This window comes from Pedobacter nototheniae (assembly GCF_004335085.1).
Classification (GTDB): domain Bacteria; phylum Bacteroidota; class Bacteroidia; order Sphingobacteriales; family Sphingobacteriaceae; genus Pedobacter; species Pedobacter nototheniae.
The window spans coordinates 60,380-80,063 of the sequence record NZ_RQRS01000001.1 but is presented as its reverse complement, the minus strand read 5'-3'; the positions used below and the strand labels follow the sequence as shown (position 1 = coordinate 80,063).

Genomic DNA, 19,684 nt, shown 5'->3' with positions numbered 1-19,684 from the left:
TTTATTTCTCAATGCCTGGGTGATTATCCTGAATAGAATTATTGCCAGTTTCAACTTCAACTTCTTTTGTGGTAACGGCGTAATGAGCCGGGTGGATTTCTGAACCATAAGCTACAGCATAGGCTTTGGTAAACTCTGCTCCAAAGTAAAGAATTATTGAAGAGTAATACGTCCAAAGTAAAACGATAACCAACGATCCGGCTGCACCGTAAGTGCTACCCACATTACTTTTGCCAATATAAAGGGAAATACCAAACTTACCAATCATAAATAAAACTGCGGTAACTACAGCACCTGCAAAAACATCTTTCCACTTGATAATGGCATCAGGAAGTACCTTAAAAATAACACCAAAAATTAAAGAAACAACAGCAAGCGTAACCACTTGGTTTAACACATAAAAAAGTACAACAGAAACATCTTCATAGCGGGCTTGTAAGTTTTTGCTAAAAGCATCTAAAACTGCAGTAACTGCTAATGAGACCAGTAATAAAAAGCCCAGACTGATAATTACTGAAAAAGATAAAAATCGGTTTTGGAGCATTTTCAACCAACCACGTTTAGGCTTTGGTTTCAAACCCCAAATGGTATTAATAGAATCCTGAATATCGCCAAATATAGTGGTTGCTCCTACCAGCAAGGTAACCAACCCAATGATAAAGGCAATATTTCCTTTACCACTTAAAGAAGCTTTTCTAATGATTTGTTGTAATTGTAAGGCCGTATCTTTCCCTAAAAATCCATCAAGCTGACCGTAAATTTGTCCTTCTGCAGCCTCCTGACCTAGAAAAATGGCACAAAGAGAAATTATTACAACTAATAAAGGTGCCATTGAAAAAACTGTATAATAGGCAAGTGAGCCACTAAGCTTTGTTACTTTATGATCGCTAAAACCTGTAAAAGCAGCTTTTAAAATACCCCAAATTCCTTTTAATGTTATTTTTTCTTTTGCCATATACTTTTTAACCTGCAAAACAGATTATTTGTTTGCTATAATTTATTCAATTCGCAAATGAGTATGTGCTTTGGCCTTTTATATTAAAATTAACTCGCAAAGTTATCAGCACAAAAAAAGCCGTTAAACAATGTTCAACGGCTTCTATTAAAAGGTTATATAAATATTATTTTGTTTTAATCCAAGCGGCAATATCATTAATTAAGGTTTCAGATACACTAACAGGAACTTGATATTGAGCCGTGGAACCTTTTTCAGTCTGCGGACTCAATAAATGATTAAGCTCAGGATAGAATTTAAGTTTTGCATTTTTCTTTTTTCCAAGCGCATCATTCCATAAATTATAATCTGTTTGCCCCACTTGAAAATCGTTTCCACCCTGAACAATAAATATTCTTGTTTTAGAAAGTTTTTTTGCAGAACCAACCTGATCGTAAATATTTAAATCAGACCAATATGCTGCAGGCAAACCTAAAATAAGAGAATCGGGCTTGATAGCGCCAAGCTGCGTAATTCTAGTTTTTCCGATTTGAACAATAGCATCGGCTAAACTTTTTCTGTTCGCTTCAGTTGTATCTTTAGAAAGTTCGAACATATATTTATTCTGATCCAGAACAACATCAGTCATTTTACGTGCAGGTGCGGCGGCTAAAATAATTCCAGCTAAATCTGGCGAAGTAGTTGCAATTCTTGGTGCTAACATACCGCCTAAACTGAGCCCAAATAGGTAGATATTTTTTTGATCGGCTCCAGCAACCGTTTTTGCCATTGCAATTGCTGCAGCAGCATCATCTAAAACCTCTTCTTTTACGGTAAAAACCTTTGCAAAATCATTTGGGTAAACCAAAGTTCGCTTTACATATCTAACAGATGCGATGCCTTTAGCTGCAAGTCCGGCAGCCATATCTTTAAAAGGTTTATTTGGACCTACAGTTGCATCCATATCGCCAGGGCCCGAGCCATGAACGAAAACAACTACAGGGAAATTTTTAACATTTTTAGGGGTTGTAATTATTGCCGCAAGCTGATGACCGGGCGTGCTTAAGTAAACCGATTTCTCTGCATAAAGATTGGTATCAGCGTAAGCTGGTTTTAAATAAGCATTTGCATTTTGAGGCGGGGCTAAAAATAAGCCCACAATTTTTTCAGCTTTATTAAAGCCCAGGATAAAGTTTTGGTTTCCATTTTCAAATTTACCTTCAACGGTTACAGCAAAAAATTCGCCTTGTACTTTACTTTGAATCGCATCAAAAGTATCAGCCTTACCTAATTTCGCATTTAAATCCGTCCAAAGTTTTTGCAAAACCTCTTGGGTAATTTTGGTTTTTATACTCTCATCAAAGTAATTATGTGCTTCAGGAAACTTGCCTTCCTGCATCAAGGCAAAAAAATTATTGGCACTGTTAAACAGGTTTATAACATTTTGCGAAAAGGCCGATGTTGTAAATAAAAATAAGGCCACTAAGAATAAAATACTTTTTTTCATGTATTCAGAATGTATTGTTTGGTTAAGTACAATATATCAAAGTTAATAATATTTGATTCTGAATCAGATTAAAATAAACTAATCTTTTAGTTTTTGTTTCTTAAACCACTAACAAATCTAAACCACAGGCCTACCCACTACCTTAAATAAAAAATTGCAAGCCGACAATTTGTTTCTTTTGGTGACAAAAGAAGAGAAGCACCGGAGCCAGCGGATAAAAGAATTGTCTTGCCAGACGGGCTTCGTACCTTTTTCTTAACAAAAAGGTACCCAAAAGTCAAGGCTTGCATCTTTTCTTGAATAGCAACATTACAATTCTTTAAGCAGTAATATGAGGCTTAGCCTACTTCACAATCCCTACGCCCGCTGCATATTCCTTTGGTTATTCGTAAACAAAATTAAGTATAAGAATTATAATGAGCTATCCTGCGAAATGCTGCTATGCCTGGGCGTAATCGGAAAGGATAGTAATTTTATTAAAGTTTGTTTAGCGATGGCCCAGGCGTACTTGTTCTCTCAAAATATTAATGTTTTTGAAAAAAAATATACCACCATACAATAATTTTAAAATTGAGCGTTTATATTACCGAGAGCGTTAATTTAGATGACGGGGATGCTGCTTCGGCGACGTCCCCGTTTCTTTTTACAGATTTTCTGAAACCGTTTATTCTTTTTACATTATAATTCACAAAAAAAGGGACAATTTAAAAGTTGTCCCTTTTCGGTTATATGATAGAGTTGAGGATTTTAGCTTTTAATTTCGGTCGTACCTTGATTTGTATTTTTGAAATAATCTTCAAAGTTTTTATTCCTTTTAGGTTTTAAAATCACGTATAATCCTAATCCAATTAAAATAATTGCAGTTGTAATTTTAGATAAGGCGAAATCAAAAATCGTGATGTCGTTTAAGGTAAAAACGGCTCCAATAATGGTTAATGCAAGCCAGCTACTGCCTTGATAATTTTTACGATAACCCATCCACAATCCAATACCTAACAAAATTGTATGCCAGCTAAATATCCAGTGTGGAATATCTAAGCCGATGTTTCTAAGTAAAAATACGGCTCCAATAACTAAGATTATAACACCTGAACCCAATTGTTTATCTGCGAAGTTTTTTTTGATTGAAGTTTCCATGACTTTGTTTTTTTATTCAAATGTATAGCGCAGATGAACACCAGTCTATGGGTTTTCTTTAAACGAACATAAATTATCGGTAAATAGAATTAAAATAGCGGTTAAAATATTTCGTTTTTTTTAAAATGGGGAGAAATATCGGTGAAATGTCCGTTTTTGCAAAGCAAGTAATTGTTTAATTTTTATCAAAGCTGATAATCTCTGTACCCTTTGCCATAATTACTTTTGAGGTTAGCCCGATAAATAAACCATGTGCAAGCAAACCCGTAATTTGATTTAAATCTGTTGCTAGTTTTTCAGGCGTATCAATTAATCCAAAATCTACATCGATGATATAATTGTTATTATCAGTTATAAAAGTTTTACCGTCTTTTTGTCTTAAAATACCTTTTCCTCCCAATTTTATTAACTGATTGAAAACATATTGAAATGCCAACGGAAAAACTTCAACAGGAACCGTAAAAGCGCCTAATTTTTCAACTAGCTTGGAAGTATCTGTGATGATAATTGAGTTTTTACTCAGCGAAGCGATAATTTTCTCTCTGAATAAAGCTCCTCCTCCTCCTTTGATCAAATTAAGCGAATTAGTAAACTCATCTGCACCATCAATGCTAATGTCGATAGAAGATAAAGTTCCTAGTTCGAGGATTTCTATGTCTAAAGATTTAGCAAGTTCTTCTGATCTAATGGAGCTTGAGGCGGCAGTAATTTTTAAGCCTTCAGCCACCCTTTTTCCTAGCTCTTTAATGGCAAAAGTTGTTGTAGTGCCTGTACCCAGGCCAACCACATCGCCATCTTTAACATAGTTTACGGCTTCTTTTGCTGCCAGTAATTTTTCTGCATCCTGCTGATTTTGATCTATAACTCCCATAAAGTAAAAATAGGAAAAGAATTTTCCATGTAACCTAATTGAAAAATAATTAAAAAAATTTTAACCCTTGTACAATAATTCCTAATTATGGCGTTTATGTATATGAGAGCGTTAATTTAGATGATGGGGATTCTGCAATAGTGGAATCCCCATTTCTTTTTAGTCAAAAATTTAGTCACAAAAAAAGTCCCGATTTTCATCAGGACTTTTCGCTTTTATAATCTTTATTATTTCTCTGTTGATAAAGAATAAGGGAAATCTGCAGGATTAGAACCTCTTTGTTTATTTGGTGTTGCTGTCATATTAAAATTCAATACCGCTCCTTTTTGTAAACCGCTGTGGCTAATCCAGTTTTTAGAATACGGCTTGCCATCCATTTGTAATGATTGAACATAGCGATTGGCATTGCTATTTGCAGGTGCATTAATGACTACAGTTTTACCACTTTCTAAAATAAGGGTTACCTTTTTAAACAATGGCGCTCCTAAAACATATTGATCTACTGCTGGCGTAACCGGATAAAAGCCCATTGCAGAAAACACATACCAGGCAGAAGTTTGTCCGTTATCTTCATCACCGCAATAGCCATCAGGTGTAGCCTTATACATTCTATCCATTGTTTCTCTAACCCAATATTGCGTTTTATAAGGCGCACCACCATAATTGTATAAATAAATCATGTGTTGTATTGGTTGGTTTCCATGTGCATACTGCCCCATATTGGCGATTTGCATTTCACGGATTTCGTGGATTACGCCACCGTAAGCACTTTCATCAAAAATTGGAGGTAAAGAGAAAACAGAATCTAGTTTGGTTACAAATTTATTGTGCCCGCCCATTAACTTTGCCAAGCCATCAACATCCTGAAAAACCGACCAGGTGTAATGCCAGCTATTACCTTCTGTAAATGCACCACCCCACTTAAACGGACTGAAAGGACTTTGGAAAGTACCATCTTGATTTTTTCCTCTCATTAATCCTGATGATGGATCGAAAAGGTTTTTGTAGTTCATGGCTCTTTTCTTGTAGATATCAATTTCTGAAGCTGGCTTACCTAAAGCTCTACCGAGTTGATAAATTGTGAAATCATCATAAGAATATTCTAAAGTTTTAGCGGCATTTTCGTTTTTCTTTACATCAAAAGGTACATAACCCAATTCGTTGTAATATTTAACACCATCACGGCCAACAGCTTCCATTGGTCCTTCATTATTTGCACCATGTTTTAAAGCTTCCCACAGGGTTTGAATATCGTATCCACGTAGGCCTTTAATGTAAGCATCAGAAACTACAGAGGCTGAGTTATTACCCACCATAATGTTGGCATAACCTGGGCTACTCCATTCTGGCAACCATCCACCCTCTTTGTAATCGTTAATTAAACCCTGCTGCATTTCTTTATTAATAGAAGGATAAACTAAGTTTAAAAAAGGATAAAGTGCTCTAAAAGTATCCCAGAAACCTGTACCGGCAAACATATAACCAGGTTTAATTTCGCCTGTGTATGGACTCCAGTGTACAATTTCATTTTTAGCATTCAATTCATAAAGTTTATTTGGGAAGAATAGAGTACGGTACAAGCACGAATAAAAAGTACGCATCTGATCAATTGTTCCACCTTCAACAGAAATGCGGCTTAATGCTTTGTTCCACGTTGCTTTGGCTTTAGCTTTTGTTGCATCGAAGCCATCACCTGCTAATTCTCTTTTTAAGTTTAATTCTGCTTGTTCAAAACTGATAAATGATGATGCAACTTTAGCAGAAACTTTTTCACCTTTAACGGTTTTAAAGCCAATAACGGCTCCGCTATGATCGCTTTCTAGTTCTAAATCGTTATTATTTAATTTTTTACCGCTCCAGGTTTTAGCCAGGGTAAAATCTTTATCAAAGTAAATTACAAAGTAGTTTTTAAAGTTTTTAGGTAGCGGGTCACTGGCATATTTTGTGGTATAACCTATAATTTTACGCTCTTTAGGGAAAATTTTAATGTATGAACCTTTGTTCTGAGCATCAACAACTACAAAAGAACTATCCGTTTTAGGAAAAGTAAATCTAAATTGTGCGGCTCTTTCTGTTGGTGTAATTTCTGTTGTTACATCAGCATCGGCCAGGTAAACGCTATAATAATAAGGTTTAGAAGTTTCTGCCTTATGGCTAAACCAACTTGCACGTTCATCATCTGTAAACTTAAGTTTTCCTGTTCCTGGCATAATGGCAAAAGCGCCGTAATCATTCATCCATGGTGATGGCTGATGTGTTTGCTTAAATCCACGGATTTTATCAGCGTCGTAAGTATAAGCCCACCCATCGCCCATTTTACCGGTTTGGGGTGTCCACATATTCATTCCCCAAGGCAAACCAATTGCGGGGTAAGTATTTCCATTTGAAAGATAGGGTTTGGATTGCGAGCCCATTAAAGGGTTAATCCATTCAACAGGATCGGTAATTTTGCCAACGTTTTGCGCAAAGCTGGTTGAGGCTGCAAAACTAAGTAAGGCGATAAACAATTTTTTCATTTTATTTTCGGTTTTATTTGTTGTTGCGCTATTTGCGCCTCGGCTATAAGGTAGGGTTTTTAATATAATCTGCCCAAAGTGTATCTAAATCTTTACCAGTCAATTTGGTCCATATTTCTGCTGTATAGGTATGATCTCTTAAGGATTCATCAACCGCTTTTATGGTTCTTGGCTTTACATTTTTCTCTATCCAGGCAAAAAATCTTGCCGTAATGCGGTAGCTATTTTTGTAGGTATGTTCAGGTTTCAAATCAGGCAAGGTCCATTTTGCACCTGCGTTATCTACTCCAAATTTATAGCGAGCATAATCTGCAATTCCTTCTGTTAACCAACCCGGGCCAACGCTATTGCCATAATTTTGCACAATATGCATTACCTCATGTGTTACCACATCAATATCTTCAGGGTGTTTAATCATCCACATAGAGCTGTAGGTAACTTTCCCATCACTTGTGGCAGCAACGCCTTTGTAAGCTGTATCTACAAAAAAAGTAACGGTTTTAAGCGTTTTAGGATTGTACTCTTTTGCTAATTTTGGATATACCGTAAAAAAAGTTTCAATTAATCTTTTCTTTAACTGAGGGTTAAGGGCATCAAAATTACTTTCAAAAGTTAAGGTATAGCCGTTCTTTTTAATCGTTTCCTGCGCATTTAATTTAGCAAATGGAATAATTAACAGGGCTAAAATGTTTAATAAAAATACTTTTTTCATTTAATTAATTTTAGGATGATATTAATATTAAGCGTTGCTTTTTAGTAAACTTAAATTGCCACAACTGGCGGCACCAATTAGGGCTGCATTTTCTTTTAGTTCGGAAATTTTAATCGCTGTATTTATTTGGTTTCCTTTTAAAGTAGCAATCAACTCTGGAGAAAACTCATTGAAAGCCTGCGTAATATTTCCTCCAAAAATGACAACCTCAATTTTATATTTCTGAATTATTGGAATTAAAAACTTAGCCAAGTTATTACCAAATTCCATAAAAATACGCGTTGCGGTATGATCTGTAGCGATAAGGCCAACCAATTCTTTTACGCCAGAAATGGTTTTATTAGTAAGCTGATTGTAGCGTTTAACAAACCATCCTGTTGATAAATAATCTTCGGCAATGCCATTTAAAAATTCCGAATTCCATAACGCGGCATCGGTTGCTTTATAATCGAGGCAAAACGCTGAACCCAATCCTGTTCCTAAAGTTAAGCCCATTACACTAGCGTTTCCTTTGGCTGCTCCTGCAAAAACTTCGCCCTGCAAAAAGCCTGCTGCATCATTTATAAAATGGATATTATCTGAAGGAATATTTAAACGGCTCGCTAATTCTTCCTTAACGTTTACGCCGTAAAGTGCCCTAAATTTATCCTGATCTTTAATTAATGAAATCCCCTTTTCGTAATTAAAAGGACCTGGCATTGCTATTCCAACTGTTTTCTCAGCGGTTTCGTATCCATTAAAGGAGTCCTCAATTACCTTGCACCATCCTACTAAAATACTTTCTGCGGTTCCATTTGAATCGATAAATTCTCTTTTTATTGAACCTTCAACCAAATTTTTACCATCTATATCTACAATTCCTGTTGTTATATGAGAACCGCCTATATCTACACCTAATGCTACAGGCTTTAATTTCATTGTTATACTATCTTCTTTCATTAAAAAAACAAACGCTGCTAACTTTAGCAATTAATATTCTTAGTTTTTACTTGTTTGGCTTTAAAACATCATTTTTTATTCAACAAATCCCGTTTTACAGGTCGCTGTTATACAATTGGTTATGTTTTTGCCTTAAAGTGGTAAAACGATTTATGAAATTATAAAAACTTTTGGATATTTAACCACCCCATGGCGATTATGTTCTCCTGTACATTTTTTTGCATAGCTTATGCTCATTACTTACTTAGCGAAAACGGTTTATCACTTTCTTGCAAACCTCTATTTAATGCCGGTTTATTGTCCATTTCAAGTTTTAATACCCCACCTTTTAAAATATCCTGATGGGTTAAAAAGTTTCGTGTGTAAATATTTCCGTTTAATGCTGCCGATTTAATATATACGTTTGAAGCGCTGTTTCCAGCGGCATCAATAATAAACTGTTTGCCGTTTTCGAGGTTAATAGTCGTTTTTTTAAACATCGGACTGCCAATAACGTATTCGGCTGTACCTGGTGTTACACTATAAAAACCCAGGGCACTTAGTACATACCATGATGATGTTTGCCCTTGATCTTCATCGCCAGGGTAACCATTTTCTGTAGCATCGTATAATTTACTCATTACCTCACGGGCGTGAAATTGTGCTTTCCAAGGCTGATTGGCATAATTGTATAAATAAACCATGTGCTGTATTGGTTGGTTTCCGTGTGCATATTGCCCCATATTTGCCATAACCATTTCGGTCATTTCATGGATCATGCCTCCATAACTACCAACATTTACCTTGTTTGGTTCACTAAAAACAGAATCTAATTTAGCCGTGAAGTGCTCATTACCACCCATTAAATTTATTAGGCCTTTAGTATCTTGAAAAACCGACCATTGCCAATGCCAAGCATTTCCTTCAGTAAATGCGCCACCCCACTCAATTGGATCAAAATTTGGAGTCCACTGCCCGTTTATATTTCTACCTCTCATAAACCTAGTAGCAGGATCATAAACATTTTTGTAATTATACATCTGGCGTTCAAAAATATCCATATAATACTTATTATCAGTCATTTTTGCCAGTTCATAAGCGCAGTAATCATCGTAAGCATACTCTAAAGTTTTAGCAGTAGCCTCTCTATATTTCGGGTATGGAACATAGCCTAATTGATAATATTCTTTCCAACCATCTCTGCCATTTGCTGGGCCCCAGGGGCCTTTGTTTGTAGCCTCGTGCAGGTAGGCTTCTAAAGCTTGCTTAGGATCAAATGTTCTGATTCCTTTAGCCCAGGCATCAGCTAGTAAAGAAATAGCATGGTTGCCAATCATACTTCCGGCTTCACTCGGAAAAGACCATGAAGGTAGCCATCCACATTGCTCGTAAGCGTTTAGCATGGCTTTTACATATCGACCGTGCATTTCGGTTTGCACCAGCGTATTAAGCGGAAATTGTGCTCTAAAAGTATCCCAAAAACCTGTATCGGTAAACATATAACCCTCGTGCACTTTACCATCGTAAGGACTAAAGTAATAAGGTTTGCCAGCGGCATTTAATTCGTAAAACTTCCTGGAGAATAAACTAGCTCTAAAAAAGCAAGAGTAAAAAGTTTCTGTATCGGCCTGCGAGCCACCTTCTACCAAAATTTTACCTAAAGATTTATTCCAAACAGCAGCTCCATTTGCTTTAGTTTGCTCCAAAGTTTTATCTTTTCCTAATTCAGTTTTTAAGTTTAATTCGGCTTGTTCCAAACTGATGTAGGATGAGGCGGTTTTAACTTGAACTTTTGCTCCAGCTTTAAACTCAACATAAGCGCCTTTGCCTAAACCATCAGCAATGGTAGAATCTGGATGAACCGTATTTTTTCTATTTTCCCAAGTACCGAAAGCTTTAATTGGCTGGTCGAACTGAACAACAAAATAGCTCTTCCACCCTTCTTTAAAACCTTCTCCATTATTTACATACCCTGTTATTCTGTTCTGTTTTGCATCAATTTTAACTCCGCTTAAATGGGTATAACCATCTAAAATCAGAAAGCTCTTTTTGCCCTTAGGATAAGAAAAACGCAAATGTGCACCCCGTTCCGAAGGAGAAATTTCCGTTGTAATTTCGTTATCAAATTTTACTTTATAATAATTGGGTTTAGCAATTTCATTGGCATGGCTAAATTTAGCTTCGCGTTTATTTTCATCTACTATAAGTTCATCAACCAATGGCATAAAAGAAAATACGGCGTAATCTCTAGTCCATGAGCTGCATTGATGTGCCTGTTGAAAGCCTCTGATTTTATCTTTAAAATATTGATATTTCCAACCATCGCCATTTCTGCCTGTTTGTGGAGACCATGTATGCATACCAAAAGGAAGCGCCGTTGTTGGGTAAGTGTTTCCTCTTGTTAATTCGTGTTTGGAATTGGTACCCTGTAAAGTATTTACATAATTTACCAAATCTTTCTGCTGCGCCAATAACCCTTTGGCAGCTATGCAGAATAAAACTGTTGTAACTAATTTAAATTTCATTTGTGTGTGTTTATTTTACAGATTGATGTTAACCTCTACACCTTCGCTGTAATTTTCAAAGCCTAGTAATAAGGTTTTAGATTTTTCATCCCAAACATTTTGAGTGAGTATTAATTCTTTACCTCCGGTTTTTGCAGTAATTTTCGATGGTTTAGCTGTTAATAAAATCCGCATCATGTTATTGGTTCTTGCAGGACTTTTTGCTATAAACGAATATTGTTTTTTAGTAATTATTTCATCAGTTACTCGTGATGCCGCAGCCAATATTTGTGGTTTATTTTTATTTACGGCACGATTAATATCATAAAGGTATGCCTGCGTGCCTGGCTGAATAACTTTTTGATTAAGTATAGGTAATGTAGGGTCGAACAAATCTATAAACTGCCCATTTAAGGTAAGCGGTTCTTCGCTTAATTCATTTAAAACCGCAGCAATGGTAAATGGTCCACGCTCTAATACAAAATTATTTTTGGTGATTAGTTCTTTTGAATTTTTCTCATAAGCTTTTTTAACCGTGGCTAAAAACTCTACATCACCATTGGCTTGCATCACCAGTTCTTTAGGATCTTTTCTAACTAAAAATACTTTCCCTTTTCCAACCTGATAATCTGTAACTCCATCGGCTACATTAATACCCAATTGCTTAAATAAATGTTCTGATGGTGCTTTGTAAGTATTTCCATTGGTGTTCCACCATTCTTTTACGTTTTGAAACGGATCATTATCTCTTCCATAATATAAAAGTGTTCCTCCATTTTTAACCCACTTAGCCAGTTCGTTGTGGTAATCGGCAGATAGCGGTTTCATATTTGCATAGCTCATAATCAACACATCAATATCTTTCAATGTATTTTTATTCGCCAGGTTTTCAATATGAACCGTTTCTACAGGAATCCCTCTTTTTAGTAAGGGAATAGCCATTCCATAAAAATTAGAAAGCTGGGGATCATCGTAACCGGCATGGGTTGGAAAACGCTGAAACATCATGGAGTTTGATAGTAAAACGCCAATACCATGACTACCATTTAGCTTATTTTTAGATAATGGCATTTGATTTAGCGAATTAACCATTACCTGCATTTGGGTTGCATAAGCAGGCGAAATGGGTTGCTTTTCTGCTACACCCTCTACCTTAAACTTGCCTTTATAAATGCGATTAGGCCAAGGCATTACTTCATAATTATCAACCATTGGATACAATAGCTGTGCGGTAAAAGTAGCCTGATAATTTACTTTATAATCATCCCAGGATCTCGTCCTATCTTCTATCGGATCGGTTAGAAAAAAAATCTTTCTTCCGGTTGGAGCAGTCATGGAAACCATTGAACCGTACTCTAAAAAGGCATTTTCAAATACCCTTTCTTTCTCTTTACCGTTAAAGTAAATAGGTTCTCTTGATGTGCCCGTCCACACTTGTGCAATGTAGCCATCCATTCCCTCTAAATTGGCTAAGCTGGCCTCAGGACTTACAATTTGCCATGAAGAATAGTTAATTAATGAATGTGTTGGCACATAACATTTAACCCTTTTTCCTTTGCTTTCGCTATAAGATTTAACATAACTAAAAACCTCTTTTAAGGCTTTAAAATAGAGTTGATATTTTAATTTAGACGATAGATAAGTGGCTTCAGGCGATTCGTGCTGCGCCATCCATGGGAAACCATAATAGGCCTGCCATTCTTTTTTAAAGGCATCGCCGTAACCTGCTCTAGCCCAAAATTCAGGCTCTTCTAAATAAATTGCGGTAACGCCTGCATCAATAGCCCTTTTAACATGGGTTTTCATGTAAGCTAAATAATTTTCGGAAGGTACAATGTATGGTACATTTTCGCCATGCCAAATGGTTTCACCATTGCGCATTACTTGTCCTTCATCAAGGTGCTTTTTACCATCCCACTGACCTAAGAAATAATCTTTATACTGCCCCCAGGCAATTCCGGTCATAAATTGTACTTCATAGCCTTTATCACGATAGCTTTTTACACGTTCTTCAAACTTTCCGCCATCATCATTTATACCGTAAACCATGGCAATATCTGCACGAATGTCGTAATCAGGACTCCACGGTGCGGAAGCTTGAAAAGATGTTTTTTCCTTTGATTTAAATTGTGCGAATAAATCGCTTTGCTGGAAAAGAAAGAGAGTGGCTAATGTTGCGTAAACTTTTAAATTTTTCATTTAAATAATTTTTAAATAAACCTTGTACAAGCAAACCAACCGAGTTGTACAAGGTTTATGTAAGCGATTTAAGAACTATTGAGCAGGTGCAAATAACTGCATAAAGGCAACTGCGCTGCTCGATTCATAAGATTGAACTGTACCAACAGGGCAGGCAATTTTATAGTTTCTATGCATAATTCCTCGGGTTTGATCGCGATTATTCCATGCGGTATTTGCATTAAAAATTGCCCATTTACCAAAATCTCCATCTGGATTTACCTTTACCAATTCGGCTAAATATTGCGCAAAAATTGCTTTTAAAACACCCTGCTCGTTCCAATCCCCTTCTGCTGGTAAAATGCCATTGGCATCACTCATGCTTACTTTTGTATAATTTGCTGCAAGTTTCGCATCGTCTAAATAGCTTTGGTTGTTGGTATTTTTATACAATAATACTGCTGCACCAATGCAGGTACCTTGATTGTAGGTATAATCTTCAAAACCAGGATTATCATTACCAACTTTATGATCTGCAACTCTACCTTTTGTAATATCGAACAGGTTATCTTTAGACCATGCGTAAATGCTTTTTGCTTTAGTTAAATAAGCTTCATCTTTAGTGATATTGTAAAGGCGCATAGCAGCAATAACCGTTGGATAATTTATACATGCATTTTTGCCACTGTGTTTAAAATCCCAAAACATACCACCTTTTGCAGGATCGTAAGATCCATCCCAAACACGGGTAAAGCCTGTTTTTGCTTTATCTAAATAGGTTTGGTTGCCAGTAATTTGGTAGGCACGTGTTAAAGCCATTACCCACCACATCATATCATCGTAAATAAACCAGGTTATGGTATTATCCCAGTTGTAATTATCGTAGCGTTTGGCGCCACCATCATAAATATCGGTAATAAGCTTATAGTAAGATTGGTCTTTAGTACGCTCGTAAGCATCCATTACAATATCCCAGTAGATGGCTTGCGTCCAAATGGCGGCAATATCTTTTTTCTCCGTTGTACTGTAATATAGTTTTTCGGTTGGGTTGTAATAAATGGTATTGAAAGCGTTAAAAGCCGTTGTAGCATCAGTTGCAGAGAAAGTTTTATTATCTACAGGTTTGGGTGGAACAGGAGTTGGCGTATCGTCAGTTTTTTTACTACACGACAATATCGAGATGGTTAATATCAATAGAAGAAATTTGCCTGCAATTGATTTATGACCTGTTAATCTTATATTTTCCATAAACTAGTTTTTTTATGGGTGAAGAAAAATCAAGGTTGTACCTGTGACTATGCGACAACAGGCACAACCTGAAATAATTATTTTTCTGAACTATTGGCGTTTACCAACCCGGGTTTTGAACCATTAAATCATCAGAGTTTACATCTTTTGATGGAATTGGGAATAAATAATGTCTTTTAGTAAATACCCTAGTTTCGAAAGGTACAACGGTAAAGAAATCAGGAAGATTTTTCGAAATACTTAAACCCAAAATTGGTCCGTTATCGGTAGTTTCTGCAATTTTCCATCTTCTGGTGTCAAAATATCTAACGTTTTCGAAAGCCAGCTCTACTCTTCTTTCTTTTCTGATGGCTTCACGCATTAAATCCTGACTAGCTGGAGCAGCAATTTGACCAGTACCTGAGCCATAAGTTGGAATACCAGCTCTTTCTCTAATCTGATTTAAATAGTTTAGAATATCTGGATCTCCAGGTGTTGATTCATTTAAAGCTTCAACATAATCCAAAAACAAATTACCAACTCTGTACAAAATACAAGGACGGTTGTTTTCTCTCCAGTTGCCTAAACCCATCGCTTTGCGCACAATATAACCTGTAGCAGAATAATCATTACCACCTGTGGCTTTACCTGAGTTACCGTTATTATTCATCTCTGTGATGATGTTACCGTAAGTTGTATTTAACCAAACGCTGTTGTGGTAAGTGATGTTAACATAAAACCTTGGCTCACGGTTAACCCATTGATTGTAAGTATCAGTAGCAATTGGGCTTCCTGGCGCTTTGTAATTGGTGGTTCCGCTTGTTATATAACCAGAACCAGGATCATTAATACTTTTTCCATTGGCCATAAAAAATGCATCAACCTGATTTTGTGTTGCCGCTAAGCCACCAGAACCTCTAACTTCGGAGTTTTTACCATTGTGATATGGCGTTAACTCATATTGCCTTCCTTCGATTGAAGCTTCAATTCTCGACATGATAATTTCGTTATTGAAACGATCTATAAACACATCTCTGCAGGATAGGTATGGACTGAAATTACCCGAAGCATCATTTTTTCTGAATAAACTGTAAGTACCAGGAACAAATTGAGTAATATATGCTTTGTAAGCGTCAGATGCTCTTTTCCATTTACTGGCGTCGTAAGTTTGACTAATTAATTGTTTGCCATCCTTATTTTTAAGGGTAGCCATATCTGTATTACCATTATAAAGTGGGCTAGCAGCTAACAAATAAGCCTGCAGGCGATAACTTAATGCCATACCCTTAGTAATACGGCCATAGTTATTATCATTAATAGGGTTTACAGGCAGGTTATCTGCTGCGGTCTGCAATTCTGAAGCGATATAATTTATACATTCATCAAAGCTGCTGCGTGGTAAACGAATACTTTCTGAAGGGGCATCTGGCGCAATTACTTCTTCTCCTAAAAGAACCACTGGCCCGTAAGTGCGTACTAAATAAAAATAATACATTGCCCTTAAAGCCCTTGCCTCATTTTTATATTGGGTAATTAACTGAGGTGTAATATCTTGAGTTACCTTATCAATATTTGCGATAAAGAAACTTGCAGAGCGAATACCTTTATAATAATTATTCCAGTAATCGTTTACGAAACCTGTATTGGCATCCCAGCTACCAATATTTACATTATTGGCTTGATTAAAGCCCCAAACAAATTCTGCTTCATCAGCGGCACCGGTCCAAATACCTGCATTTCTACCAGTATTAGGGTTTCTTTGTCCAAATTCATCCGGAATCCAAGAGTATATGTTGTTTAAAAACTTTTCTGCCGTTGCTCTATTGGTAAATGTTTCTTCAAGTGTTAACCTATCATTAGGTACTTGATCAAGGAAACCTTTTTTACATGAAGTAGCGAGCGTTAAGCAGGCTACAAATGTGATCAATATATATTTTTTCATGTTTTCTAATTATTAAAATTTAACATTAAGCCCTAGAGATAATGTAGCTGTAAGCGGATATTTAGCTCCGTTTGCTCTACCGTTAACGTTGGTATTTAACTCAGGATCCCACAGTTTCCATTTACTAAATGTTAAAAGATTAGAGCCAATTAAATAAATTGCTGCATTTTTAATGTGGATTTTTTGGGTAAATGCCGTTGGTAAGTTATAGCTAAGCTGTGCGCTTTTTAACCTTAAGAAACTTACATCCTTTACCCACCATGAGCTTTCTAAAGTGTTGTTTGTGTTATCGGCTTCGCCATAGGCTAAACGAGGATAAAAAGCATCTTGTCTTGGGTTTGCAGGTGTCCAACGGTCATTTGCAACGCTATAGGCATTGCTTAAACCACCACCACCATTAAATGGAAATATACCCGAGCCACCCAACATAATATCAGCATTGGCTACACCTTGAAATAAAGTGCTTATTGCAAAACCTTTGTATGATGCTGTAAAACCGAAACCATATACTGTGTTAGGAATATCACCTCTACCGATTTTAGTTTTATCGTAATCGTTGATTAAACCATCTCCATTTAAATCTTTGTATTTAATATCACCTGGTTTAATGCTTCCTTTTGAACCTGGAGTAGGACTTGCATTAATTTCTTCCTGAGAATCAAATAATTTTTCGGCTACATAACCGTAACGAGCAAGTACATTATCCCCTAAATGGCTCATCCAAGGGTAAGGCTGCGCCGGACGATCATCATTAACCAGTTTATCTTTATTGTAAGTGTAGGTACCTCTTAAACCAATATCAACCTGGCCTACTTTAAAGTTATATTCTAAAGTAGCGTCGATACCACGGTTATCAACCACACCTAAGTTTCCATAAGGCTGGTTGGTTAAACCTACGTAGCCTGGCAACGATTGACGTTGTAAAAATATACCAGTACGTTTTTCTTTAAATAAATCTACAATAAGGTATAGGTTATCGTTAAGGGTTCTAATTTCCATACCCAAATCTTGTTTGCGAGATTCTGCCCATCTAATATCTACACCATAATCCATTACGGTAATACCGCCAGAATTATTAAAGTTTTTACCCAATTGGTAGCCTTGTACTTTATCAGGATCGTTTGGATTATCAGATACTAAGGTTAAATAAGCAAAGCGTCGTCCGTTAATTTTACCAATACCCGTAACCCCATCAGAGTATCTAAACTTTAAGAATGAAATGGTATTTTTAATCGGTTCCCAGAATTTCTCGTTAGATGGAATCCATCCAATACCGAAGGCTGGAAATGAACCATATCTGTTGGATGGTGCAAATAGTTCTGATCCATTGTATCCAAAATTAACCTCCGCAAAATAACGGTCATCGTAAGAATAAGTTCCACGGGCAGCTAAACCAACCTGGCGCTCAGGAATTGATGAGGTAAAGTTACCGGCAAATGGATCGTTATAATCTTGAGTGTAACCCAAAATTAAACCACCAACACGGTGCTTACCAAAAGCCCTATCGTAATTTGCAGCTGCTTCTGTGTAAAATTTACGATTTCCTGCTCTCGTTGGTTCAAAACTTAAATAGTTACCACCACTGGTAAACGTTTGAACCAGATTTAAAGAACCGTCGGGTTTGTACGGAGAATTAGTTCCCGTTACATTAGAAATAAAATAGGTACTCTCTCTCTTTGATCTTTTAATAAAATTTTCGTTGTACGCATCAAATGCAACCATTGCTGTAGCCGTTAAACCTGGCGTAACCATTTTTAAATCTTGTGTTAATCTTAAATTGGTATACAATTGATTTTTAAACTCGGTGCGATAACCTCTTCTGGTTAAATCTGCATAAGGGTTGCGGAAACCACCATTTGATGCACGACCAGGAATAAAACCTCCTGGATATAATTTTGGATATTCTACTGAAGAAACATCTAAAGCAGAACGAAAAATATCTTCTGTTTTTTCACCAGGATAGTTTCCGGTAGATGCATATCCCTGAATTCCTAAATCTAACTTAGTTGTTCCGGTTAGTTTTAAGTTTAAATTACTGGTAAAATTGTATCTGTTATAATTTAAAGCCGTATTGTATTGAGTTAAATCATCAGTTTTCAAAAAGCCAGTTTCATTATAATAAGCTAATGAAACATAATATTGAGCATTTTCTACACCACCGCTTGCATTTAAATTTGCTCTTCTGTTGCGACTATATTTTTTAAATAACTCATCCATCCAATTTACATTTGGATAAAGCAATGGATCTGCACCTGAAGCCGTTTTATCAATATAATCTTGTGCATATTTAGCACTTTGTCCTCTTCCAGTTAATGCTTCATTTGCCAAATTCATATAATCGACACCATCAAGCATTTCGGGTTTTTTAGTAAAGGTGCTTACGCCTTCGTTGTAATCAAAAAAGATATTAGGCTTACCAACTTTACCTGTTTTAGTTTTTACAATAACAACGCCGTTTGCACCTCTAACACCATAAACGGCTGTACCAGATGCATCTTTTAGCACCGTGAAAGATTCAATATCTTCTGGATCAATGTTATCAATAGAACGTTCTACCCCATCTACTAAAACTAATGGCGAGCTGGTATTGCCACCAAAAGTTGCTATTCCTCTAATCCAGATATCTGCTGCACTTCTACCTGGCTCTCCACTTCTTTGTACACCAACAACACCGGCAATTCTGCCCGCTAAAGATTGCGTTATACTGGCAACAGGTTGTTTTAGCTCTTTTGCACTAACCGTAGATTGAGCGCCAATTAATGAAACTTTACGTTGCGTACCAAAGCCTACTACAGCAACTTCTTCTAGCGCATTACTACTTGGCAATAGTTGAACTGAGATGTTTTTTTGATTACCTACCGTAATTTCTTTTGCTTCATAACCTACGTATGAAATAATAAGAACGGAAGATTCTGAAGGAACAGAAATACTGAAACTACCATTAATATCTGTTGCTGCAACCGTTAAGGTGCCCTTCACTTTAATACTTGCCCCCGGGATTGGTGCGCCCGTTTCATCTTTAATAATACCCCTTACCACAATAGCTGAGGCATTTCTTTTCAGTTCTTTTTTTGAAATTGGCGAATTGCGATCTACACTTTTCACATCCGCTGATGCGTTAAATGTTAATCCAAAAGCCAGAGATAAGGTGCCAATTTTTATTGCACCCGATCTCGTCATAAGCCTAAGCTTAATGAGTCTGGTAAATTTTTTGTTCATAATGGAATGGTTTGTACTT

Annotated in this window: 12 protein-coding genes; all 12 read right to left on the bottom strand. The window is 36.4% G+C overall.

From position 1 onward, the window contains the following. Position 1 precedes the first annotated feature (1 nt). Positions 2-955: a YihY/virulence factor BrkB family protein gene (locus EHC72_RS00295; protein ID WP_131535430.1), complete on the bottom strand. Its 954-nt coding sequence runs from the start codon at positions 953-955 to the stop codon at positions 2-4. A gap of 166 nt (positions 956-1,121) precedes the next feature. After that, positions 1,122-2,441, bottom strand: a complete 1,320-nt coding sequence (locus tag EHC72_RS00290) for a DUF3887 domain-containing protein (protein ID WP_131535429.1) — start codon at positions 2,439-2,441, stop codon at positions 1,122-1,124. Positions 2,442-3,188: 747 nt separating this feature from the next. Then, positions 3,189-3,578: a LiaF transmembrane domain-containing protein gene (locus EHC72_RS00285; protein WP_131535428.1), complete on the bottom strand. Its 390-nt coding sequence runs from the start codon at positions 3,576-3,578 to the stop codon at positions 3,189-3,191. 175 nt (positions 3,579-3,753) lie between these two features. Next, a complete protein-coding gene (gene rpiA, locus EHC72_RS00280) occupies positions 3,754-4,449 on the bottom strand; it encodes a ribose-5-phosphate isomerase RpiA (RefSeq protein ID WP_131535427.1) in 696 nt (231 codons plus the stop codon). 227 nt (positions 4,450-4,676) lie between these two features. Next, positions 4,677-6,965, bottom strand: a complete 2,289-nt coding sequence (locus tag EHC72_RS00275; protein ID WP_131535426.1) for a GH92 family glycosyl hydrolase — start codon at positions 6,963-6,965, stop codon at positions 4,677-4,679. Between the two features lie 43 nt (positions 6,966-7,008). After that, positions 7,009-7,677, bottom strand: coding sequence for a basic secretory protein-like protein (locus tag EHC72_RS00270; protein ID WP_131535425.1), 669 nt, complete (start codon positions 7,675-7,677; stop codon positions 7,009-7,011). Between the two features lie 27 nt (positions 7,678-7,704). Further along, on the bottom strand, positions 7,705-8,595 hold the full coding sequence (locus EHC72_RS00265) for an ROK family protein (RefSeq protein WP_131535424.1): 891 nt from the start codon (positions 8,593-8,595) through the stop codon (positions 7,705-7,707). A gap of 257 nt (positions 8,596-8,852) precedes the next feature. Then, entirely contained in the window at positions 8,853-11,120 is a 2,268-nt protein-coding gene (locus tag EHC72_RS00260) for a GH92 family glycosyl hydrolase (RefSeq protein ID WP_131535423.1), read from the bottom strand. Between the two features lie 15 nt (positions 11,121-11,135). Next, the gene (locus EHC72_RS00255) at positions 11,136-13,298 is read right to left on the bottom strand and encodes a hypothetical protein (RefSeq protein ID WP_131535422.1); all 2,163 of its coding nucleotides are present in this window, start codon (positions 13,296-13,298) and stop codon (positions 11,136-11,138) included. Between the two features lie 75 nt (positions 13,299-13,373). After that, positions 13,374-14,525, bottom strand: a complete 1,152-nt coding sequence (locus EHC72_RS00250) for a glycoside hydrolase family 76 protein (RefSeq protein WP_131535421.1) — start codon at positions 14,523-14,525, stop codon at positions 13,374-13,376. Between the two features lie 100 nt (positions 14,526-14,625). Beyond that, positions 14,626-16,446, bottom strand: a complete 1,821-nt coding sequence (locus EHC72_RS00245) for a RagB/SusD family nutrient uptake outer membrane protein (RefSeq protein WP_131535420.1) — start codon at positions 16,444-16,446, stop codon at positions 14,626-14,628. A gap of 12 nt (positions 16,447-16,458) precedes the next feature. Next, complete coding sequence (locus EHC72_RS00240) at positions 16,459-19,665, bottom strand: SusC/RagA family TonB-linked outer membrane protein (RefSeq protein ID WP_131535419.1); 3,207 nt, start codon at positions 19,663-19,665, stop codon at positions 16,459-16,461. Between the last annotated feature and the right edge of the window lie 19 nt (positions 19,666-19,684).